Source organism: Bartonella sp. W8167 (assembly GCF_016100335.1).
In the GTDB taxonomy this organism is placed as follows: domain Bacteria; phylum Pseudomonadota; class Alphaproteobacteria; order Rhizobiales; family Rhizobiaceae; genus Bartonella; species Bartonella apis.
The window spans coordinates 278,678-297,500 of the sequence record NZ_JACFSQ010000003.1; the positions used below are offsets into that span (position 1 = coordinate 278,678).

Annotated in this window: 20 protein-coding genes and 1 tRNA gene (1 of these 21 only partly in view); 14 read left to right on the top strand and 7 right to left on the bottom strand. The window is 46.9% G+C overall.

Going from position 1 to position 18,823, the window contains the following annotated elements; translation table 11 throughout:
- Nucleotides 1-3: 3 nt before the first annotated feature.
- The gene (locus H3V12_RS09995; protein ID WP_198214527.1) at nt 4-2,001 is read left to right on the top strand and encodes a hypothetical protein; all 1,998 of its coding nucleotides are present in this window, start codon (nt 4-6) and stop codon (nt 1,999-2,001) included.
- Nucleotides 2,002-2,048: 47 nt separating this feature from the next.
- Here H3V12_RS09995 and H3V12_RS10000 read toward each other — a convergent pair whose 3' ends face one another.
- Nucleotides 2,049-3,365, bottom strand: a complete 1,317-nt coding sequence (locus tag H3V12_RS10000; RefSeq protein ID WP_198214528.1) for a L,D-transpeptidase — start codon at nt 3,363-3,365, stop codon at nt 2,049-2,051.
- A gap of 466 nt (nt 3,366-3,831) precedes the next feature.
- Nucleotides 3,832-3,906: transfer RNA gene (locus H3V12_RS10005), tRNA-Thr, on the bottom strand.
- A gap of 168 nt (nt 3,907-4,074) precedes the next feature.
- On the opposite strand from H3V12_RS10005, the gene H3V12_RS10010 reads away from it, so the two are divergent.
- The 11 genes from H3V12_RS10010 to clpB all read left to right on the top strand — a co-directional run bounded on the left by H3V12_RS10010 (nt 4,075) and on the right by clpB (nt 13,393).
- Entirely contained in the window at nt 4,075-4,236 is a 162-nt protein-coding gene (locus H3V12_RS10010; RefSeq protein ID WP_198214529.1) for a hypothetical protein, read from the top strand.
- Between the two features lie 180 nt (nt 4,237-4,416).
- Nucleotides 4,417-5,706: a UDP-N-acetylglucosamine 1-carboxyvinyltransferase gene (gene murA / locus H3V12_RS10015; RefSeq protein WP_198214530.1), complete on the top strand. Its 1,290-nt coding sequence runs from the start codon at nt 4,417-4,419 to the stop codon at nt 5,704-5,706.
- A gap of 56 nt (nt 5,707-5,762) precedes the next feature.
- Complete coding sequence (locus H3V12_RS10020; RefSeq protein ID WP_075913918.1) at nt 5,763-6,206, top strand: DUF2948 family protein; 444 nt, start codon at nt 5,763-5,765, stop codon at nt 6,204-6,206.
- Nucleotides 6,207-6,225: 19 nt separating this feature from the next.
- Nucleotides 6,226-7,518, top strand: coding sequence for a histidinol dehydrogenase (gene hisD, locus H3V12_RS10025; RefSeq protein WP_198214531.1), 1,293 nt, complete (start codon nt 6,226-6,228; stop codon nt 7,516-7,518).
- A 1-nt stretch (nt 7,519) separates the two neighbouring features.
- A complete protein-coding gene (locus tag H3V12_RS10030; protein WP_198214532.1) occupies nt 7,520-8,008 on the top strand; it encodes a UPF0262 family protein in 489 nt (162 codons plus the stop codon).
- 2 nt (nt 8,009-8,010) lie between these two features.
- The gene (locus H3V12_RS10035; RefSeq protein ID WP_075869274.1) at nt 8,011-8,457 is read left to right on the top strand and encodes a low molecular weight phosphatase family protein; all 447 of its coding nucleotides are present in this window, start codon (nt 8,011-8,013) and stop codon (nt 8,455-8,457) included.
- A 158-nt stretch (nt 8,458-8,615) separates the two neighbouring features.
- Nucleotides 8,616-8,834 (top strand): translation initiation factor IF-1, encoded by a 219-nt coding sequence (gene infA / locus H3V12_RS10040; RefSeq protein WP_075869273.1) that lies wholly within the window; start codon nt 8,616-8,618, stop codon nt 8,832-8,834.
- A 4-nt stretch (nt 8,835-8,838) separates the two neighbouring features.
- Nucleotides 8,839-9,495: a Maf family nucleotide pyrophosphatase gene (locus H3V12_RS10045; RefSeq protein ID WP_246787555.1), complete on the top strand. Its 657-nt coding sequence runs from the start codon at nt 8,839-8,841 to the stop codon at nt 9,493-9,495.
- Between the two features lie 2 nt (nt 9,496-9,497).
- Nucleotides 9,498-9,710, top strand: coding sequence for a DNA gyrase inhibitor YacG (yacG, locus tag H3V12_RS10050; protein ID WP_075869272.1), 213 nt, complete (start codon nt 9,498-9,500; stop codon nt 9,708-9,710).
- A complete protein-coding gene (locus tag H3V12_RS10055; RefSeq protein ID WP_198214533.1) occupies nt 9,707-10,510 on the top strand; it encodes an aspartate/glutamate racemase family protein in 804 nt (267 codons plus the stop codon). The genes yacG and H3V12_RS10055 overlap by 4 nt, the downstream gene beginning before the upstream one ends.
- Before the next feature lie 198 nt (nt 10,511-10,708).
- Nucleotides 10,709-13,393: an ATP-dependent chaperone ClpB gene (clpB, locus tag H3V12_RS10060; RefSeq protein WP_198214534.1), complete on the top strand. Its 2,685-nt coding sequence runs from the start codon at nt 10,709-10,711 to the stop codon at nt 13,391-13,393.
- Nucleotides 13,394-13,461: 68 nt separating this feature from the next.
- Here the strand turns inward: clpB and H3V12_RS10065 are convergent, their stop codons facing one another.
- The 4 genes from H3V12_RS10065 to H3V12_RS10080 all read right to left on the bottom strand — a co-directional run bounded on the left by H3V12_RS10065 (nt 13,462) and on the right by H3V12_RS10080 (nt 16,560).
- A complete protein-coding gene (locus H3V12_RS10065; RefSeq protein ID WP_198214535.1) occupies nt 13,462-14,004 on the bottom strand; it encodes a hypothetical protein in 543 nt (180 codons plus the stop codon).
- A 156-nt stretch (nt 14,005-14,160) separates the two neighbouring features.
- A complete protein-coding gene (locus tag H3V12_RS10070; RefSeq protein WP_198214536.1) occupies nt 14,161-14,520 on the bottom strand; it encodes a hypothetical protein in 360 nt (119 codons plus the stop codon).
- Nucleotides 14,521-14,706: 186 nt separating this feature from the next.
- Entirely contained in the window at nt 14,707-15,726 is a 1,020-nt protein-coding gene (locus tag H3V12_RS10075; RefSeq protein ID WP_198214564.1) for a PAS domain-containing sensor histidine kinase, read from the bottom strand.
- Nucleotides 15,727-15,768: 42 nt separating this feature from the next.
- Nucleotides 15,769-16,560 (bottom strand): response regulator, encoded by a 792-nt coding sequence (locus H3V12_RS10080; RefSeq protein WP_198214565.1) that lies wholly within the window; start codon nt 16,558-16,560, stop codon nt 15,769-15,771.
- Between the two features lie 186 nt (nt 16,561-16,746).
- On the opposite strand from H3V12_RS10080, the gene H3V12_RS10085 reads away from it, so the two are divergent.
- Together H3V12_RS10085 and H3V12_RS10090 are read left to right on the top strand one after the other, a co-directional pair.
- Nucleotides 16,747-16,935 carry a NepR family anti-sigma factor gene (locus H3V12_RS10085; protein ID WP_198214537.1) on the top strand — a complete coding sequence of 63 codons (189 nt, stop codon included), beginning with the start codon at nt 16,747-16,749 and terminating at the stop codon, nt 16,933-16,935.
- Nucleotides 16,936-16,953: 18 nt separating this feature from the next.
- Nucleotides 16,954-17,514 (top strand): RNA polymerase sigma factor, encoded by a 561-nt coding sequence (locus H3V12_RS10090; RefSeq protein ID WP_198214538.1) that lies wholly within the window; start codon nt 16,954-16,956, stop codon nt 17,512-17,514.
- A gap of 230 nt (nt 17,515-17,744) precedes the next feature.
- Here the strand turns inward: H3V12_RS10090 and H3V12_RS10095 are convergent, their stop codons facing one another.
- A protein-coding gene (locus H3V12_RS10095) for a M23 family metallopeptidase (protein ID WP_198214539.1) crosses the window boundary here: on the bottom strand, nt 17,745-18,823 show its 3' portion. The gene runs 910 nt beyond the window's last position; the window shows 1,079 of its 1,989 coding nt (coding positions 911-1,989); its start codon lies off the right edge, out of view; the stop codon is at nt 17,745-17,747.

Sequence of the window (18,823 nt, forward strand, 5' to 3'; positions counted from 1 at the left end):
CACTTGGCCTTGGATAGTGATAGCAAAAAAACACTCCGCCAGAAGGTTGAGGATGCAGATTTGGCATTGTCACTCAAACAACGTGCCAAAAACGATACGTCATGGGCTGAAGCCCAGATAGAACTTTCCGAAGCACTATTGGCACTGGCCGATGCGGAAGAAAATGAAGATGATGCGCTAACCCATTATAGCGAAGCTGCATCCGGTTTTGAAAAAGCTTTACAGGTTTTTACTCGCAAAAGCAATTTCACCCGTTGGGGAGGAATTGTTGTTTCCTATGTGAGGTGTTTACGTAACTATTCCTTGCGTGAAGGTGGCGAAATTGCTGTTTTGCGATTGAAACGCGGACTTTCTTTACTCGACCAGGTCTATAAAGCTTTGCCGAAGAAGAAAGGCGCCTTTGATCGGGCACTCATTCTAACGGAAAAAGGCCACGTCTATCGTGCTTTGTCCGATATTGATCTGGCAAGACCTCGTGCAGAAAGACTGAAATTGGCAATGGAAGCATTTGATGAAGCCATTGCTATTTTACGGGAAAAAGAAAATTTCCATTATTGGTCTCTCGCCGTTTCTGCAAGTGCGCTGGTGGCAGCAGAATTGGCACGGATTGAGCCCGCTGAAAAAGTTCGTGGATATCTGGAACTTGCAATCGAACGATTCGAGACAGCACTTGTATTTTTTAGCGGGGATGATGCGCCGCAAGACCTTTCCTATGTTTATTTTGAAATGGGGCGGACATTGATGCAGCTTGCAACAATAAATAGTCCCGCAAACGTAGATCTTTTGGAAAAAACACTGATAGCCTTCGACAAAGCGAGTGACGCATTGAACGAAGATAGTGGAACTCAGGCTCTCTTTCGGCTTCAAAGTGAAACGGCATTGGCACTTTCACTTCTTGCCCAGCAAAAAGATCGCGAGAGTGCAATTGTGCTTTTGGAAAAATCGGCTTCACTCTATCGGTCGAATATAGCTTTGATCAAAGACCAGAACGAAGCTTTAGGGCTTGCCATTGCTTACGGCAATTTGGGAAAAGATCTAACGCAATTAGCGAATCTGGCTGCTTCACCTGCAATGGAACTTGAAAAAAGATATGAAGCAATTTCCGCTTTGCGAAATGCAATCGGCAAAGAAATAAAACTTGCCCGTCCGCTTGACTGGCTTTCCTTCTTTATCGAGTTGGGAGCAGCCCTTCAGGCGGCTGCGAATGTCGAAGTGCCGGAAAAACGTGGGCAATTGTTGCAGGAAGCGGTCAAGTTTTATAATGAAGTTCTCGAGACGATCAAAGGTCAAAAGAATGACAAACTCGTCAACCGGATTTTGCAGTGGCGCGCGCTAGCCCGCGCCCGGCTTGGTGAAGATGAAAAAAGTCGTCAGGGTTTGATCTGGTTAAAACAGGCGGAACTCGATTTCCGTCTGGCAATTTCCAAGCTCGACCTTGAAAAGGATAAAAGTGATCTTTTCCGGCTTTATAGCAATCTGTCTCACGTTCTCTATTCTATGGCCAGACGGAAAGATTCCGAAATACCGGTTGATTTGTTGAAATCTGCCAATATTGCTGTTGAAACGGCTTTTCAACTTGCCGGAGAGGGAGCTTCCAATAACGATAACGAGAAATTGGAGGCCCGTTCCCATCAGGCGCTCATTTTGTGGCGCTTGGGATCTTTTGGCGGCGTGCTTGATGCTTTTGAGAAATCACAAGCAATTTACGAGGAACTGCTTGTCTCGCCTCTAATGGAAAGCAAACAAGGCAAGCTTGCAAATATAAAAATCAATTACGCTTTGATGTTGAAAGACCGGGCACAAAAATTACCGGCGACACAAGCCCGTCCACTGCTTGAAAAAGCTTCAAAGCTGATTGGTGAACTGAAAGAACAGGCACACGATAATAATGATAAGAAAGCACTCGTCCGGTATGATGAAGTGTTGACAGATATCAAGTCGAGCAGCGATGCACTTGCCAAAAAGCGGTTTTTCAACTTTTGGCCATTCAGCCGCAAATAACAGCTTTATATTTTGTGTATGGATAGCCATGATTGATGCTTCAAGCATCAATCGGTAAAGTGCACAACAACACCGGGTTTAACCAGTTTTGCCAGCTCTTCCGCATCCCAATTTGTCAAACGGATGCAACCGTGACTGGAGGTCTTTCCGATTCGTGAGGGATCGGGTGTGCCATGAATGCCATAAGTCGGCTTCGAAAGTGCTATCCAGACTGTTCCAACCGGTCCGTTTGGTCCCGGTGGAATGGTCAGAATTTCATTGTTGCTTCCCTGCTTGAAATTGACTTTCGGGTTATAAGTGTAATTCGGGTTGAATGCGATGCGTTCAACCTGCACTGTTCCTGATGGGGATGGATTATCGGTCGAACCGATTGTTGCCGGATATGCCACAACAAGCCGACCTTCAGCATTATAGCCGCGTACCTGTTTGCGTGCCTTGTCGGCGACAATCCGGTCTACACTTTGCCGTTTCGGCAATTCCAGATTCGGAACCTTGATGGTTTCTCCGGCATGGGAAAAATGCGCCTGCGGATTGAGCTCTTGTAAAAAACTCTCATCAATATGGAAGCGTTCGGCCAACATTTCTCTTACGGATGTGTAAGCCATGGCAGGCATTTGTGCCTTCATCGCGTAATCGGCGGGAATCGAAGAGACATATTGTCGGTTTATATCGGCTTCGGTGATCGTATATTGGGTAAAAGCCGGACCGCCGGTTGCTTGCAGGGCCGAATCAAGGCGTTGTTTGTCATTCGGGTCGATAAAACGACCACTAATTTCGCTGGCCGCTGCTGCCGCCTTGTCGAAATTGCTTCCCGCCAGACCATCAATTGCTCCCGGAGAGGATCCGAGGCGGTCCATCAGAATTTGTACGGCTGCAACCGTTTCACGTCCCTTCGGAACGTTGATTGCCGGCGTATGTTCGGACGGCATTTCACCGGCCTGATAACGAGGAGGATTTTTTCTGTAGGAACGCGGATTAACTTGTCCGTTGTCATGATAGGGCTTCGCGTCGGGTGCTTCCGGAACATCCCGATCATCATAAGGGGCACCGCCTTCCATTGGTCCCTGATTATTGGTTCCATAAGGCGGTGGTGTAACACCTTGCGGATAATTCTGCGGTTCTTCTACCCTTACAACCCGTCCATTTTCATCAACATAAATACGTCTTCCATATTGGTCCTGATAAATGCGCAATTGTTGATGGTGACGGGGTAAATCGGCAGGGTCATAAAGTTGCGCCAGTTCTATTGTTTCGTTTCTTTCTGCGCCACTTGAAAAAGCGGATGCCGTCGACGTCAGGAAGACAACGATCGTCAGGTAGGAAACTGAAGACATGTGGGAAGAAATGGAAGACATATGCAACATAAAAACCGCACGAACCTATACTGGCAAAACCCGGTTGATAAGACGAATTGGCATTTCTAGACCAATTTGACGGCAGGAAAAAGGCAAGTTTTATGCTCTTGCCGTTAAATTATTTTAATTGATTACGTTTTTATCAATAGGCCGTGCAAAAGGTAAAATGTATTTCTGGAAGAAAAGCGTGAATTTTGTTTAAAGCAAAATGCATCGGTCCCTGACCGGTAACATTTTTCAATGTTTCATGCTTTGTTTTGAACCATGAACGGTTTTTTAAAGCCATTTGAAAACTGGAGTGATCTTTTGAAAAAGCCGGTAAATTGTCGTTTGATGTAAAGGATTTGGCTTTTGTCAGGCATGGTTCTTTCCGGTTCATGCCGATATCGCTTTAATGACGACAATTGAATAACAATACTGGTGAACAAAAATACTGGTGAAGAGAAATTCAGGCTTGACGGAGTTCAGGAAATTCTGGTGCTGCGAGAGAGGATTGAACTCTCGACCTCTCCCTTACCAAGGGAGTGCTCTACCACTGAGCTACCGCAGCTAAGAAAAATAGTTTTCGGCCGGCGTTCTGCCACATTGTAAAGAAATAGGCAAGCGGACATTCACTTTTCTTATAAGAAAAATCACGCTGATATTCTTTGGCTGGCAATTTTTTAAACATGGTGTTATGACCGGAACCGTTTTTTTGAATATTCAACAGGTTTGAAGGATGGCAGATTCAATCGCGCAGCAACGTCGGCAAATGCGGCTGGCACAACAATTGCGCGCCAATCTTTTGCGACGCAAGCAACAGGCACGGGAACGCGACGGGGCAAATGAAGTTGAACACCACGAAAAGGCGGACGAACCCCGACATTCATCGGCAAAATAAGTTTGAAACGCCTTGTTGATCGACCGCTTTCTGTCCGGTTTGATCCTATTTTAAATATTATAGAAACCGTTTTCGGATAAATGTGTATCGAGTCCAGTTTACGCCACGTTTTGTTACTAAAGGCTAATTGGATAAACCGACAATAATCACTAATTGAAACCTCAGGAAAGGTCTTTCGGTATGGATCGTATCAAAATTATCGGCGGGAACCGTTTGAATGGTGTGATACCCATTTCAGGTGCAAAAAATGCAGCATTACCGTTGATGATTGCCTCTTTGCTTACCGATGATACATTGACGCTGGATAACGTTCCCCACCTTGCCGATGTCGAACAACTGATCAGGATTCTCGGCAATCACGGTGTCGACTATTCGGTGAATGGTCGTCGGCAACATCAGGATGGCGCCTATTCCCGCACGGTTCATTTTACCGCACGCCAGATTGTTACAACGCGCGCGCCCTATGAGCTTGTATCAAAAATGCGTGCAAGCTTCTGGGTAATTGCACCATTGCTCGCACGTATGGGGGAAGCTTGTGTCTCGCTCCCCGGTGGCTGCGCAATCGGAACGCGTCCGGTCGACTTTATCCTGCAGGGACTTGAAGCGCTGGGTGCAGAAATCAATATCGAGAATGGTTATGTCCATGCCAAGGCACCGAAAGGATTGAGCGGAACGGAATTTACTTTTCCAAAAGTGACAGTTGGTGGCACCCATACCATGCTGATGGCAGCAAGTTTGGCAAAAGGCGAAACCGTTCTTCACAATGCTGCTTGCGAGCCGGAGGTGGTCAACCTTGCAGAATGTCTCAACGCAATGGGAGCAAAAATAAAGGGTGCCGGTACACCGACTATTTATATCAAAGGTGTTGACGGGCTTTCGGGCGCCCGTATCAAGGTGATTTCCGATCGTATTGAGGCCGGCACCTATGCAATGGCTGTTGCCATGACCGGCGGTGATGTGATGCTCAAGGATGCACGTCCCGATTACTTGCGTTCGGTGCTTGATACGCTTGCCAAGACCGGCCTTGAAATCAAAGAAAGCGACGAGGGCATCCGTGTTGCAAGAAATGGTCTTGATATTGTTCCGACCGATATTGAAACACAGCCTTTCCCCGGTTTTCCGACAGATTTACAGGCGCAATTTATGGGGTTGATGACACGTGCAAAAGGTGTTTCCCACATTACCGAGACAATTTTTGAAAACCGGTTTATGCATGTTCAGGAACTGGCACGGCTCGGCGCCCATATTTCGCTATCAGGGCAGACCGCAACGGTTGAAGGCGTTGAACGGCTGTTAGGCGCACAGGTTATGGCAACCGATTTGCGCGCTTCGGTTTCTCTCGTTATTGCGGGGCTTGCCGCCGAGGGGGTTACAACAGTCAACCGTGTCTACCATCTTGATCGCGGTTTTGAACGGCTTGAAGAGAAGCTTTCAAATTGTGGTGCGCAGATTGAACGCATCAGTGGATAATGCCAATATCTTTCCTGTATGAAGAAGGATAATATAAAACAGAATGGGGTTGTAGGATGCCGCTTTTGAAATTGATAGCCATGGATGATGAAGATCTCGAGATCTTGTCAGCGCATTTGCAGGATGCGGTGGTCAAGGTTGCCGATCTTGATTGGCGTTGTGGTGAAAAGCGTTTTATTGCGGCACTTAACCGTTTTGCCTGGGAAGAACAGATGAAGGGCGGGCTGTTTTCGCGTGCGAAAACCGGCGAGCGCCATCGCACGGCTCTGCGTTTTGATCGTGTTTTAAGTGTCAAAACCCGCGGGTTCGATCGCGAGAAAAAAGACAATGTTTTGTCACTTTTAACAATGCAATTTCAACCGACAACAGCCCCCGCCGGCATTGTAACGCTGATTTTTTCTGGTGAAGCGGCAATCCGCCTTGAAGTGGAATGTATTGAAGCGCAACTGACCGACCTTGGTCCCGTTTGGCAAGCCAAGGCCAATCCCCATCACAGATAATTTTTTGACAGGAAAAAGAATGGCTCAAATTCTTCGTCAATCATCGGCAAATTTCGAAAACGAATTTCGAAAATTCCTTGATTCAAAACGTGAAGTTTCCCAAAGTGTTGATGACACTGTGCGCGACATTATCAAAACGGTTCGCGATGAGGGTGATCAGGCTTTGATCGACTTATCGGCTAAATTCGATCACGTAGACCTTAAAGAAAAAGGTTTGAAAATCATCGAGAATGAAATTGATGAAGCGATGAAGCGCGTTTCACCAAAGACACTTGACGCTTTGAAGCTTGCCCATGATCGTATTGTTGTCTACCACCAGAAACAACTGCCAAAGGATGAGCGCTTTGTTGATCCTCTCGGTGTCGAACTCGGTTGGCGTTGGACAGCAGTCCAATCGGTCGGACTTTATGTGCCAGGCGGCACAGCAAGCTATCCAAGTTCGGTGCTGATGAACGCTGTTCCTGCTAAAGTCGCCGGTGTCGAGCGTATTGTTATGGTGGTGCCGACACCGGAGGGACATCTCAATCCGCTGGTTCTTGCCGCAGCCAAACTTGGTGGTGTGAGCGAGATTTATCGTGTTGGCGGGGCACAGGCTGTCGCAGCCCTTGCCTATGGTACAAAAACCATAAAACCGGTGGCAAAAATTGTCGGGCCTGGTAACGCTTTTGTTGCTGCTGCAAAAAGGCAGGTGTTCGGAAAAGTCGGCATTGATATGATTGCCGGACCTTCCGAAGTGCTGGTGATTGCCGATAAACTTAACGATGCCGACTGGATTGCCGCTGATCTTCTGGCACAAGCCGAACATGATACGGCTGCCCAGTCAATTCTCATGACCGATGATGAAGCTTTTGCAAACGAGGTCATGAAAGCGGTTCAAACGCAATTGAAGACATTGAAACGCGGCAAAACCGCTTCTTCAAGCTGGCAGGATTTTGGTGCGGTTATTCTTGTCAACGATCTTGAAAACGCCTTTCCGCTTGCCAATCGCATCGCACCGGAACACCTTGAACTGGCGGTTGAAAATCCTGATCGGTATTTACCTCTCGTTCGTAATGCCGGAGCCATTTTTGTGGGGCGCTATACACCGGAAGTAATTGGCGATTATGTTGGCGGTTCCAACCACGTTTTGCCAACCGCCCGTTCGGCAAGATTTTCATCGGGCCTTTCCGTCCTTGACTATATGAAACGAAGCTCCATTCTGAAACTTGGTGCAAATGAATTGCGCAAACTCGGGCCGTCGGCAATAGAACTTGCCAATGCCGAAGGGCTGGAAGCACATGGACGGTCCGTTGCAATAAGGTTGAATCTATAGCTTGTCGGGGAGGGGGAGTGTGGAGAAGGCGCGGCTCATTGATGTCGAACTTGATGAAACCATCGGGCGCTCGACGCCGGAGATCGAACATGAACGTGCGGTCGCTATTTTCGATCTTATTGAGGAAAATAGTTTCATGCCTGTGGGTGACACAGGAAGCGGCCCCTATAAACTGAAATTATCATTGGTTGACAGAAGGCTGGTTTTTGACATTTTTCGTGAAAATGGCGACCAGGTTGCCACCCACATTCTGTCGCTTGGACCATTCCGCCGCATTGTCAAGGATTACTACCTTATTTGTGACAGCTATTACGAGGCTATACGCTCTGCTTCTTTGTCAAAAATCGAAGCCATCGATATGGGGCGTCGGGGCTTGCATAACGAAGGTTCAACAACCCTGCAGGAACGTTTACGCGGTAAAATAGATATGGATTTGAAAACTGCACGGCGCCTTTTCACCCTCCTTTGCGTTTTATATTGGAAAGGGTGACAATGTCTGACAACCAGTTTCCGGCGAGCAAGCATCCCTCATCTGTTCTTTATGTCTGCGGGCAGAATTCTATACGCTCGCCAATTGCGGAAGCATTGACGCGTAAAATGTTTCCCGACATTTATGTTGCTTCTGCAGGCGTTGTAAAAGGCAATCGTGATCCTTTTGCAGCCGCGGTTATTGCCGAAGACGGGCTTTCCATGGAAGACCATAACCCGCGCGGATTGGAGGAATTGTCGGACGGATTTTTTGATCTTGTCATCACTCTTACCCCGCAAGCCCATCATGCGGTTCTTGAACGTATGCGGGGTTTTTCGGTCGATGTCGAATATTGGCCGACACCTGATCCGGCACTTGCAACGGGTTCGCGCGAGCAAATTCTTGATGCTTATCGTGATATCAGGAAAAATTTGAAGAAAAGGATATCTGAACGATTTGGCAGTAAATAACGCCCATACACTTAAAAAACCGGCATAAACTATGATGGCCTTTTGATTCAGATGTTCACAAATGGCCGAGAATAGGGTAGGTTTGCCGCCGTTGGATGGGCAGTTCAAGCTGCCTGTCGGATTTTGATCAAAATAAACAGTCTAGAAACAGGTAATTTATGGCCAAAGAAGAAGTCTTGGAATTTTCCGGCGTGATTACAGAGCTTTTACCCAATGCGATGTTTCGCGTAAAACTCGATAATGATCACGAAATCATCGCCCACACGGCAGGACGCATGCGCAAAAACCGTATCAGGGTACTCGCAGGCGATAAGGTTATGGTGGAAATGACACCTTATGACCTGACAAAGGGTAGGATTACTTACCGTTACAAATAAAATGATGACAGATTCTGTTATGCCGGAAGAAGATACGTTGGCAAAAACCAAGCTTGTTCTTGCTTCGGCTTCTCCGAGGCGTTTGGCATTGCTCCGTCAGATCGGTGTTTTCCCCGATCATTTACATCCCGCCGATATTGATGAAACGCCACACCTTCTTGAACATCCACGTTTTCTGGCACGGCGTCTGGCGAAAGAAAAAGCTGAAAGAGGTGCCAAGCTCGTTCGCAGTCTGCCCGGATTGGAAGAGGCTCTCGTTCTTGCTGCCGATACGGTGGTTGCTGTCGGGCGCAGAATTCTTCCCAAACCCGCCGACGAAGATGAAGCACGCGAATGTTTGCGCCTTTTGTCGGGACGTACCCATAAGGTTTATACAGGTGTTTGTCTTATCAATGCGAAGGGCAAAAGCCGTCATAAGCTTGTAGAAAGCAGAGTGCGTTTCGAGCGTCTTGGACGCGAAGTTATAGAAGCCTATCTTCTGTCGGGCGAATGGCAGGGTAAGGCCGGAGGTTACGCCATTCAGGGGCGGGCCGGTTGTTTTGCCTTGCAAATATCCGGTTCCTATAGCGGCATTGTCGGGTTACCGCTTGCCGAAACAGTAGAATTGTTGACGACGCAGAATTATCCCGTATTTGAACGTTGGCAGAAAGATGAGGTCTGAAAATGGCTACATCGGATAAAGACGAATCCCGGGCAACCGCAAAAGTGTATCCGCTGCGCCCGCCAAGGCCGTGTCCGGAATGTGGTAAACCTTCAATCCGTGAAGCCTATCCGTTCTGTTCGGATCGTTGTCGCGCAATTGACCTTAACCGGTGGCTCAAAGGCGCTTATGTTTTACCGGGTAAGCCCTTTAACAATGCGGATGAACAGGAATGAAAACGGTAAAACCGGTTGCTATTTTTGATGCAGGTATCGGCTCCTACGCCATTGTGGATCTGTTACATAAAAGGCAGCCGAAGCGCGATATCCTCTATTTTGCCGATCGGGCGCATTTCCCATATGGAAAAAAGACAGCTGACGAGCTTGTCGGAATTGTCAAACAGACGTTCGAACGATTGATGCGCTATGACCCGTCGGCTATTATTATGGCTTCGAATGCACCTTCTATCATGGTGTTTGATCGCGTCAAAGAGAGTTCACCCGTGCCACTTTATGGCGTGTTTCCGCCGCTTGAAGAAGCAGAAAGCGTAAGCCGCAGCGGCTTTGTGGCAATTATGGGAGTGGCTTCGATGGTGGCAAGCGAAATGGGCAGAGCGTTTGTCAAAAACCACAGCAAAAAGCCGGAAAATGTTGCTCTCGTGAATGCTTCGGCGATGGTTGAATTGGTCGAGAGTGGAACTTTTCTTTTTGAACCTCAAAAGACACAGGCAGAAGTCAACCGTTTCATGGAAGACTTGCTTGCACGATATCCTTCGGTTGATACATGCACGCTTTCAAGTACCCATCTACCATGGCTTAAAAGCTTCTTTGAAAAAGCAGCACCGCAATGTCGTTTTCTTGATCCGGCGGAAAGCATCATTGCAAAACTTGATAAAAGTGATGAAGGAAGCGGCTTTATTCAGGGGCTTGTAACCGAAAGTGCCGAATATCGGCTGCGCGATTTCGAAAATATGTTGCATAAGCTTGATGTCAACATTCCTTTGGAAGTTGTTAGAGACAACCGCAATTTTTCTTAAAAGCAATTTTCCCCGATTAAAGAGCGTTACCGTGATTCTTGCGGGCTTGCGCATTTTGTCGTTTTTCAGACTGTTTTTGATCTTGTCGAATTTGAATGCAACTCCCATATCAGGTGACGAGTACGGCTTGCCTAGAAGGGAGCTTGTCACTTCAACCCCGTAATGCCGTTTTATGGATTATGGGAAAAGGAGACGAGGATGAATTTAGAAAAATATACCGAGCGGGTGCAGGGGTTCCTACAATCTGCACAAAACTTTGCCTTATCATCAGACAATCAGCAGTTTGTACCGGAACATCTGTTAAAGGTATTGCTGGACGACAATGAAGGCCTATGTGCATCATTGATCGAGAAGGCGGGTGGCAATGTAAAAGCAGCAAAAGATGCTTTGGCAAGAGCGCTAGCAGCATTGCCTAAAGTCAGTGGCGGCAATGGACAGCTTTATATGTCCGAACCGATGGCAAAGGTTTTTAACCGGGCTGAAGAATTAGCTGAAAAAGCCGGTGACAGCTTTGTGACAGTCGAGCGCCTTTTGCAAGCGCTCCTGATGGAACCGAACGCAAAAACAGCAGACATTCTTTCCAAAAGCGGGATCACGCCAACGGCGTTAAATAAGGCGATCAATGAAATGAGAAAAGGACGCACAGCTGATTCGGCTAATGCCGAAGCACAGTATGACGCATTGAAAAAATATGCACGCGATCTGACAAAAGATGCGCGCGAAGGGAAACTTGATCCGGTTATCGGGCGTGATGAAGAAATCCGCCGGACAATTCAGGTGTTGTCACGGCGCACTAAAAACAATCCGGTGCTGATTGGTGAACCGGGCGTTGGTAAAACGGCAATTGTCGAAGGACTTGCTTTGCGTATTGTGAATGGTGATGTTCCTGAAACTTTGCGTGACAAATCGCTTTTGGCCCTTGATATGGGAGCATTGATTGCCGGTGCAAAATATCGCGGCGAGTTCGAAGAGCGTTTGAAAGCTGTTTTGACAGAAGTTCAGGCAGCAAACGGCGAGATCATTCTGTTTATTGATGAAATGCATACTTTGGTTGGTGCCGGTAAATCCGATGGCGCTATGGACGCATCCAACCTGTTGAAACCCGCCCTTGCCCGTGGCGAACTTCATTGTGTTGGTGCAACGACACTTGAAGAATATCGCAAATATGTTGAAAAAGATGCGGCTCTTGCCCGTCGTTTCCAACCGGTTTTTGTTGATGAGCCCAGTGTCGAAGACACCATTTCGATTCTTCGTGGTATTAAGGAAAAATACGAGCAACACCATAAAGTCCGTATTTCGGATTCAGCCCTTGTTGCGGCTGCAACTTTGTCCAACCGGTATATTACAGACCGGTTTTTGCCGGATAAAGCGATTGACCTTATTGATGAAGCGGCTTCAAGGCTGCGTATGCAGGTTGATTCCAAGCCGGAAGAACTTGACGAAATTGATCGTCGTGTCATGCAGTTGAAGATCGAGCGGGAAGCTTTGAAAGCCGAAACCGATCCTGCATCGAAAGACCGTTTGGAAAAACTCGAAGATGAATTGGTCGAGCTTGAAGAACAATCGCATGAAATCACGGCAAAATGGCAATCGGAAAAACAGAAATTGGGTCATGCTGCCGAGTTGAAAAAACAGTTGGAAGCAGCACGCAACAATTTGGCAATTGCCCAACGTAACGGTGAATATCAGAAAGCCGGCGAGCTTTCCTACAGCATTATTCCACAATTAGCGAAGCAGTTGGAAGAAGCTGAAAGTCAGGAAAATCACGGTTCAATTCTGGAAGAAACTGTCACACCCGATCACATTGCACAAGTGGTATCGCGCTGGACCGGTATTCCGGTTGATAGCATGCTGGAAGGCGAGCGTGAGAAACTTCTGAGAATGGAAGACGAGCTTGCCAAACGCGTTGTCGGACAGGGCGAGGCGATTCAGGCTGTTTCGCGGGCGGTACGTCGTGCACGTGCAGGCTTGCAAGACCCGAACAGGCCGATCGGTTCGTTCATTTTCTTAGGGCCAACAGGTGTTGGTAAAACCGAACTCACCAAGGCTCTGGCAAAATTCCTGTTCCAGGACGAGACCGCAATGGTTCGTATCGACATGTCGGAATATATGGAAAAGCATTCGGTTGCCCGTTTGATTGGTGCTCCTCCGGGATATGTCGGCTATGAAGAAGGTGGTGCTTTGACCGAAGCGGTTCGTCGTCGGCCCTATCAGGTCATCCTGTTTGATGAAATTGAAAAAGCCCATCCGGATGTTTTCAACGTTCTGTTGCAGGTGCTTGATGACGGGCGCTTGACCGATGGGCAGGGTCGCACTGTTGACTTCCGCAATACGCTTATCATTATGACATCAAATCTCGGTGCCGAATATTTGACAGCGCTTGACGATAATGAAGAAGCTGAAAAAGCCCGTGACGATGTTATGGCTGTTGTGAAAGCTGCTTTCAGGCCGGAATTCCTCAACCGTGTCGATGAAATCATCCTGTTTCACCGGTTGCACCGGAAAGAAATGGGAGCCATTGTCGATATCCAGTTGCAGCGTTTGCAATCATTATTGTCGGATCGGAAGATCAAACTTGTTATTGACGATAGTGCTCGTGAATTCCTTGCCGACAAGGGTTACGACCCTGCTTATGGTGCACGGCCTCTTAAACGGGTTATCCAGAGAGAAGTTCAGGATCCACTTGCCGAAAGGTTGCTGATCGGTGATATTCTTGATGGCTCTACAGTCAATATATCACGTGCTTCCGATCGTCTGATTTTCACGCCAACTCCGGCTCATCCTGTTGATGAATCGAAGGTAGAAGAAAAGGAAGCCGAAAGCACGGATAACAAAGACGAAAAAAAGAAATCCGATGCAAAACAAAATAAGTCCAAGAAATAAAATCTTGGGTTCATGAAAAAGGCCGCTTTTCACAAGCGGCCTTTTCTTTAGGTTGAACTTTGATTTTTTTATTGGGCAGGCGTTGCTACCGGTTCTTCGACCGGCTGTTTGGCAACCGGAGAGGTGTCAACTGTGATACCGGCAACAAGATGGCCTTTACGATAATCGTAGATAACAAGTTCCGTGTTGCCTTCAGGTGTCAATGTTTCAAGCGCAATCATATCGTTCGAAAGACTTTGCGAGAGGATACGGGTTCCTTGCGGCAAAGCAATCGAACGTTTGATAAATTCAGGAACAGCAGGTGCTGGTGCTTTTGTGTCAGTTGTTGCATTATTGGCAGTCTCTGCACCGGGAACCGGATTTGCCTCTGTTTTTGTAACTTCCGCAGGTGTTTTGTCAGATGACGAGGAAGTTACCTTGTAGATGACTGCTGCCAGAATAATTAAAATCAGAATGATTGTTATGGCGATTGAAGCAATCATCAAACGCATAAGCTTGCGTCTTACTCTTTCGACGGCAGGGTCCAATTGCGTTTGTGGCTGCGCAGGCTGTTGGTTATACGGATCCTGATAATCCATATCCTCAAAACCGGACTGATAATCATCGCGCATAGAAAATTCTCCATTGATAGTGCCCCGCATTTACGAGTTTCGCGGTCATCTTTCAATGGAAAATAAATTTTTTAAGCTTTGGTGAACAGTTTGCTAATTTAACAAAAACATTTCTTCACTTAAACTTTACGTCAGAGTAATTCTATTTACTCCTCATTACGCTGCCGGCTTGGTGGCGACTTTATCATTCGAGGCAATCGGTTTGTCTATTTTTCTAAGAGGTACGGTCAACTCTTCGTTGTCACTGTCATCATTGGTCAGCTCGACGATGAGATCGCCGTTCTCATCGACTCTCCAGTAAATGCTCAAGTCACCATTGATGAAATCCGGATCAGCTTTGATACATTGTCCAAAAACCATTTCATTGGTTTTGCCGATGTGATTGACCGACGGCAATAACTCCGCTTCACATGCTTCATGCGTGGGGTACACTTTGACCATGTCGTCGGCAGCATTGCAGGCCGAGAAACCATCTGTGCAGGAAACAAGCAACATTACGGCGATGACGGAATTCATGATCGACCCCTTCAGGAAAAACTTTAACAAGTGGATGATTTTATCTTTTTATACAAATATAACGGTTGTCGAAGCGATTTGTTCCGGAACAAAACACTTTTGGTGGAAAGTGGTTTTATTATGTCTGAATTAAGTTGAATTTTGCAGCAATAATCACCGTAAAATTTAAAAACAGACGAGCCGTAATCAGTTGTAAAAATCGAAATATGTGTCTGGCAAAGCAAGGTGATAGACAACGCCATCGCCAGTAAATTCCAGACTTGCGGTTCCGCCTACGGAAATCGGAACAATCTTTTCCAACACAGCGCTGCCAAAACAAGCCTTGCGGTCATCATCCGGCGTATGGCCCGGCGCAAACACTTCATACCATGAAATATAAAGTTGCGAGGGACGCCCTTCGTCTCTTCTGATTTCACTTGTCACATGGACCAGTCCTTCAGGCTTTGAAAGTGCACCGTAGGAAAGAGAATTGACGATAAGTTCGTGAAACGCCAAACCGATATGCAAGGCTGCACCGGGAAACAGATAAGGATCTTCTCCCTCGACAGTAAATCTTTCTTGTTCCTTTCCAAGGTAGCTTGATGCCTGACTGATAAAAAGCTCGCGAAAATGGGCGCCACGCCAGTTGGAATCTGTAACGAGATCCTGAGAATGCGAAAGGGATTGGATACGCCCTTGGAATTTTCTTAAAAAAGTTTGCAGCGAATCGGTATAGCGCGCAGTCTGGCCCGCAACACTTTGGATAATAGCCAGAAGGTTTTTCGAACGATGGCTTAATTCCCGCAATAATGCTTTGAGAACTTGTTCGCGCCGTTGAAGTTCGGTGATATTCACGCCGGTTGTCAAAAGGCCAATAATTTCGCCTTCATCGTCACGGTGGCAGTCAATAGTAAATCTATACCATGAAATCCGGTGCGACTTATTTTCGAAACGGGCTTCAATGGTTTCCATTTTGCCTGTCTTGAGCACCTTTGATTTGATGGATTTAAGCTGATTGGTGAGCGGTTCTGGTAGAAAATCGCTGTCAGAACACCCGATGCGCCATTTTTCTGCAAACAGTTGAGGCAGATTTTCTGCCCAGCGATAAACGAGATCAGGCGTTTCAAAAAGAACAAAAACATCGGCGCCGTGAATAGCCTGCACCAAGGCATTCACATGCGTTTTCTCAACCGCAAGAGCTGATTTGGATGCCGATGTCATAAGGATTTTGAGACCTTCTCTTCTTTTCTGTTTTCAAGATAAAACGTGTTATTTCTTTGACGCATTTTCCTGAAAGAAGAGCGCCTGTGAAATGAGTGCCTTGACCATATCGGGATTGAACGGCTTGGTGACAAGAAAAGTCGGCTCCGGCCGCTCGCCTGTAAGTAACCGTTCCGGAAATGCGGTAATAAAGATGACCGGAACTTCATGAGTCTTGATAATGTCGTTAACAGCATCAATACCGGAACTGTTATCGGCAAGTTGGATATCGGCAAGGATCATTCCGGGATTTTCCTTCTCTGCCACGGCGACAGCTTCGCTGCGCGTTCTCGCAATGCCGACCACTTGATGGCCGAGTGATTCGACAAGCTGCTCGATATCCATGGCTATCAAAGGCTCGTCTTCGATAATAAGTATACGTGTTGCCACCTGTTCGGAAATGTCGCGCGAAGCGTCGTTCAGCAAGGTTCTGAATTCATCGGAGTCGACATTCATAATTTCGGTGGCTTCTTTATCATTAAAGCCCTCGACGGCAATAAGAAGAAATGCCTGACGTGCTTTCGGAGTAAGATAGGAAAGTTTAGCCTTGGCTTTTTGTTCAATACCGAATTGAGGCAAGGGATCGGCAACATTCGGTGTCGTTTGGTCGAACAATTGACAGAAAAGCCGATAAACGCTGATACGATCCGAAGACGATTCCGGAAAAATAGATGTATCGGCTATCAAAGCTTCAAGCATTGCAGCAACATATGCATCACCTGACGTTTGTGATCCGGTAACGGCACGAGCAAATCTTCTCAAATAAGGTAGATACGGCGCGATGCGTGTTGATAAAGTCATGTAATAAACTCCTTCTGCCCCTGAAAGGGTGGCCATGACGGCTACCTGTGAATGATTAATTCACGAATAATAAAAAAGTTCCAGCCCCTTGGAACTTTTTACTGGCTTCTATATTCTTTATTCGATGCGTGTTTTTATACACACTGTTATGAATTAACCGATGGCGTCATTTTTAAGGGACTGAAGATGGATGACAGCAAGGAAAAAAACGGATCCGCGTTTACCGGTCCGCAAGATGATCTGCTTGGATCCAATAGTGAAATAGCGATTAAACTGCGGCAATTCTACACGGCAATTCAGGACGAAGAAATCCCCGAAAAGTTTCTCGATCTTCTCGAAAAACTCGATAAAGCCGAACAAGAGCACCAAAATTAATATGGGAAAGTAAAACCCATGAGCCCACATAATCCTGAGTTCAAACGTGAACTTCTTTCAATTTTACCATCTTTGCGTGCTTTTGCTGTTTCGTTGAGTGGCCAGCACGACAAGGCGGATGATCTCGTTCAGGACACAATCATGAAAGCTTGGGCAAAACAGAATAGCTTCGAGATTGGCACGAACATGAAAGCCTGGTTGTTCACAATCCTGAGGAATGAATTTTTCAGTCAAATGCGCAAAAAGGGGCGTGAAGTGCAGGATAGTGAAGGGGTATTCACGGAAAATCTTGCCGTTCATCCGTCCCAATACGGTTCCCTTGATTTGCAGGATTTCAGAAAAGCGCTTGATCAATTGCCCGATGATCAGAAAGAAGCAATTATCCTCATCGGTGCTTCCGGTTTTTCCTATGAAGATACAGCCGAAATTTGCGGATGCGCTGTGGGGACAATCAAAAGTCGTGTCAGCCGTGCCCGCACCCGTTTACAGGAATTATTGGGCGTCAACGGGCAATCCGACTATGGTCCCGATGCCGATTCAGCTTCCACAACCATGCGTTCATTCACCAATCCCCGCTAAATCGGATAATTACGATAAGTCTAAGATTATTATCTTGTCATTTTCAGCCTTTGAGAATGATGTGTTGTCAAACTTCAATATCAAGTTCGAGAGTTCACGAGGTCTGTTGTTTTTGAAGCTTTGTCGCGGTTATGTGCCAGGAACGCATTGTTATTGGCAGCAATGCCGGAATATCTGTCAAAAATGTTAAAACAGACCGGCCGGCTTGAAATAATAACTTGAAATAATGGTCAAATATCCGACCGTGGATTGCGGCCCTTGTCATCCGTGTTGACAGTTGCTGCAAGTTTCTGGTCATCCTGCCCGTTGATAAGTGCTTCCAGTTTGTTCCGATCACGTTTGAAAGCTTCGAGATCTTTTCCATGCAATGATTTTGCATCGGGAAGACGAATGCGCATCGGGTCAACTTTGGTATTGTTGACGGAAACTTCGAAGTGACAGTGAGGACCTGTCGCGAGACCGCTCGAGCCGACATAACCGATAATTTGCCCCTGATGAACCTTTGCACCAGCTTTAATGCCGGGAGCAAAACTGTTCTGGTGAGCATAGGAGGTCACATAGCCATTTGCGTGTCGAATTTCTGTCTGATTGCCGTAACCGCGCACAGGTCCGGCTTTTGTAACGACCCCGTCGCCCGCAGCAATGATCGGCGATCCTCTCGGTGCACTCCAATCAACACCGGTATGCATGCGAACATAGCCAAGAATGGGATGTCTTCTAGGGCCGAATGGCGAACGGAAGATGGCGTTGGGCACGGGCTTGCGCAACAGAAACTGTTTTGAACTACGACCTTGCGAATCATAATAGTCAATCGTTCCGTCATTTGAACGGAAACGATAATATTTGCGCGTTACACCGCCAAGTGTGGCGCTGACAAAACGAATTTCAGGTTCCGAACTTTCTGCTTCGTCCTTATTCGGCGTTGCATAAAATACTTCGAGCGTATCATTCGGAGATACCTGATCTTCAAGGTCAACATCATTGGCCATGACGCGAATGAGTTGGCGTGCCGTCGTTAACGGCATGTCATAACTTAAAACCGACCGATAAATTGCATCATAGATTGTCGGTAAATTCGATGCATTGATATGGGTGAGCGGTACGCCGCCTTCAAACGCGGTTTTTAAAACCGGAGTCATTTCCGGTTCATCGCTTCTTATAAATTCGTTTTTGTCGTTTAACGAAATGGACAATATATGGTGCATGCCATGATAAATGCTGGCACGTACGAGATGGTCATCATCTTTCGAATCGGTTTCTATTCCGATTCGTAGAACGCTGCCGGCGCGAAGTGTGTCGGAGCCGTTGA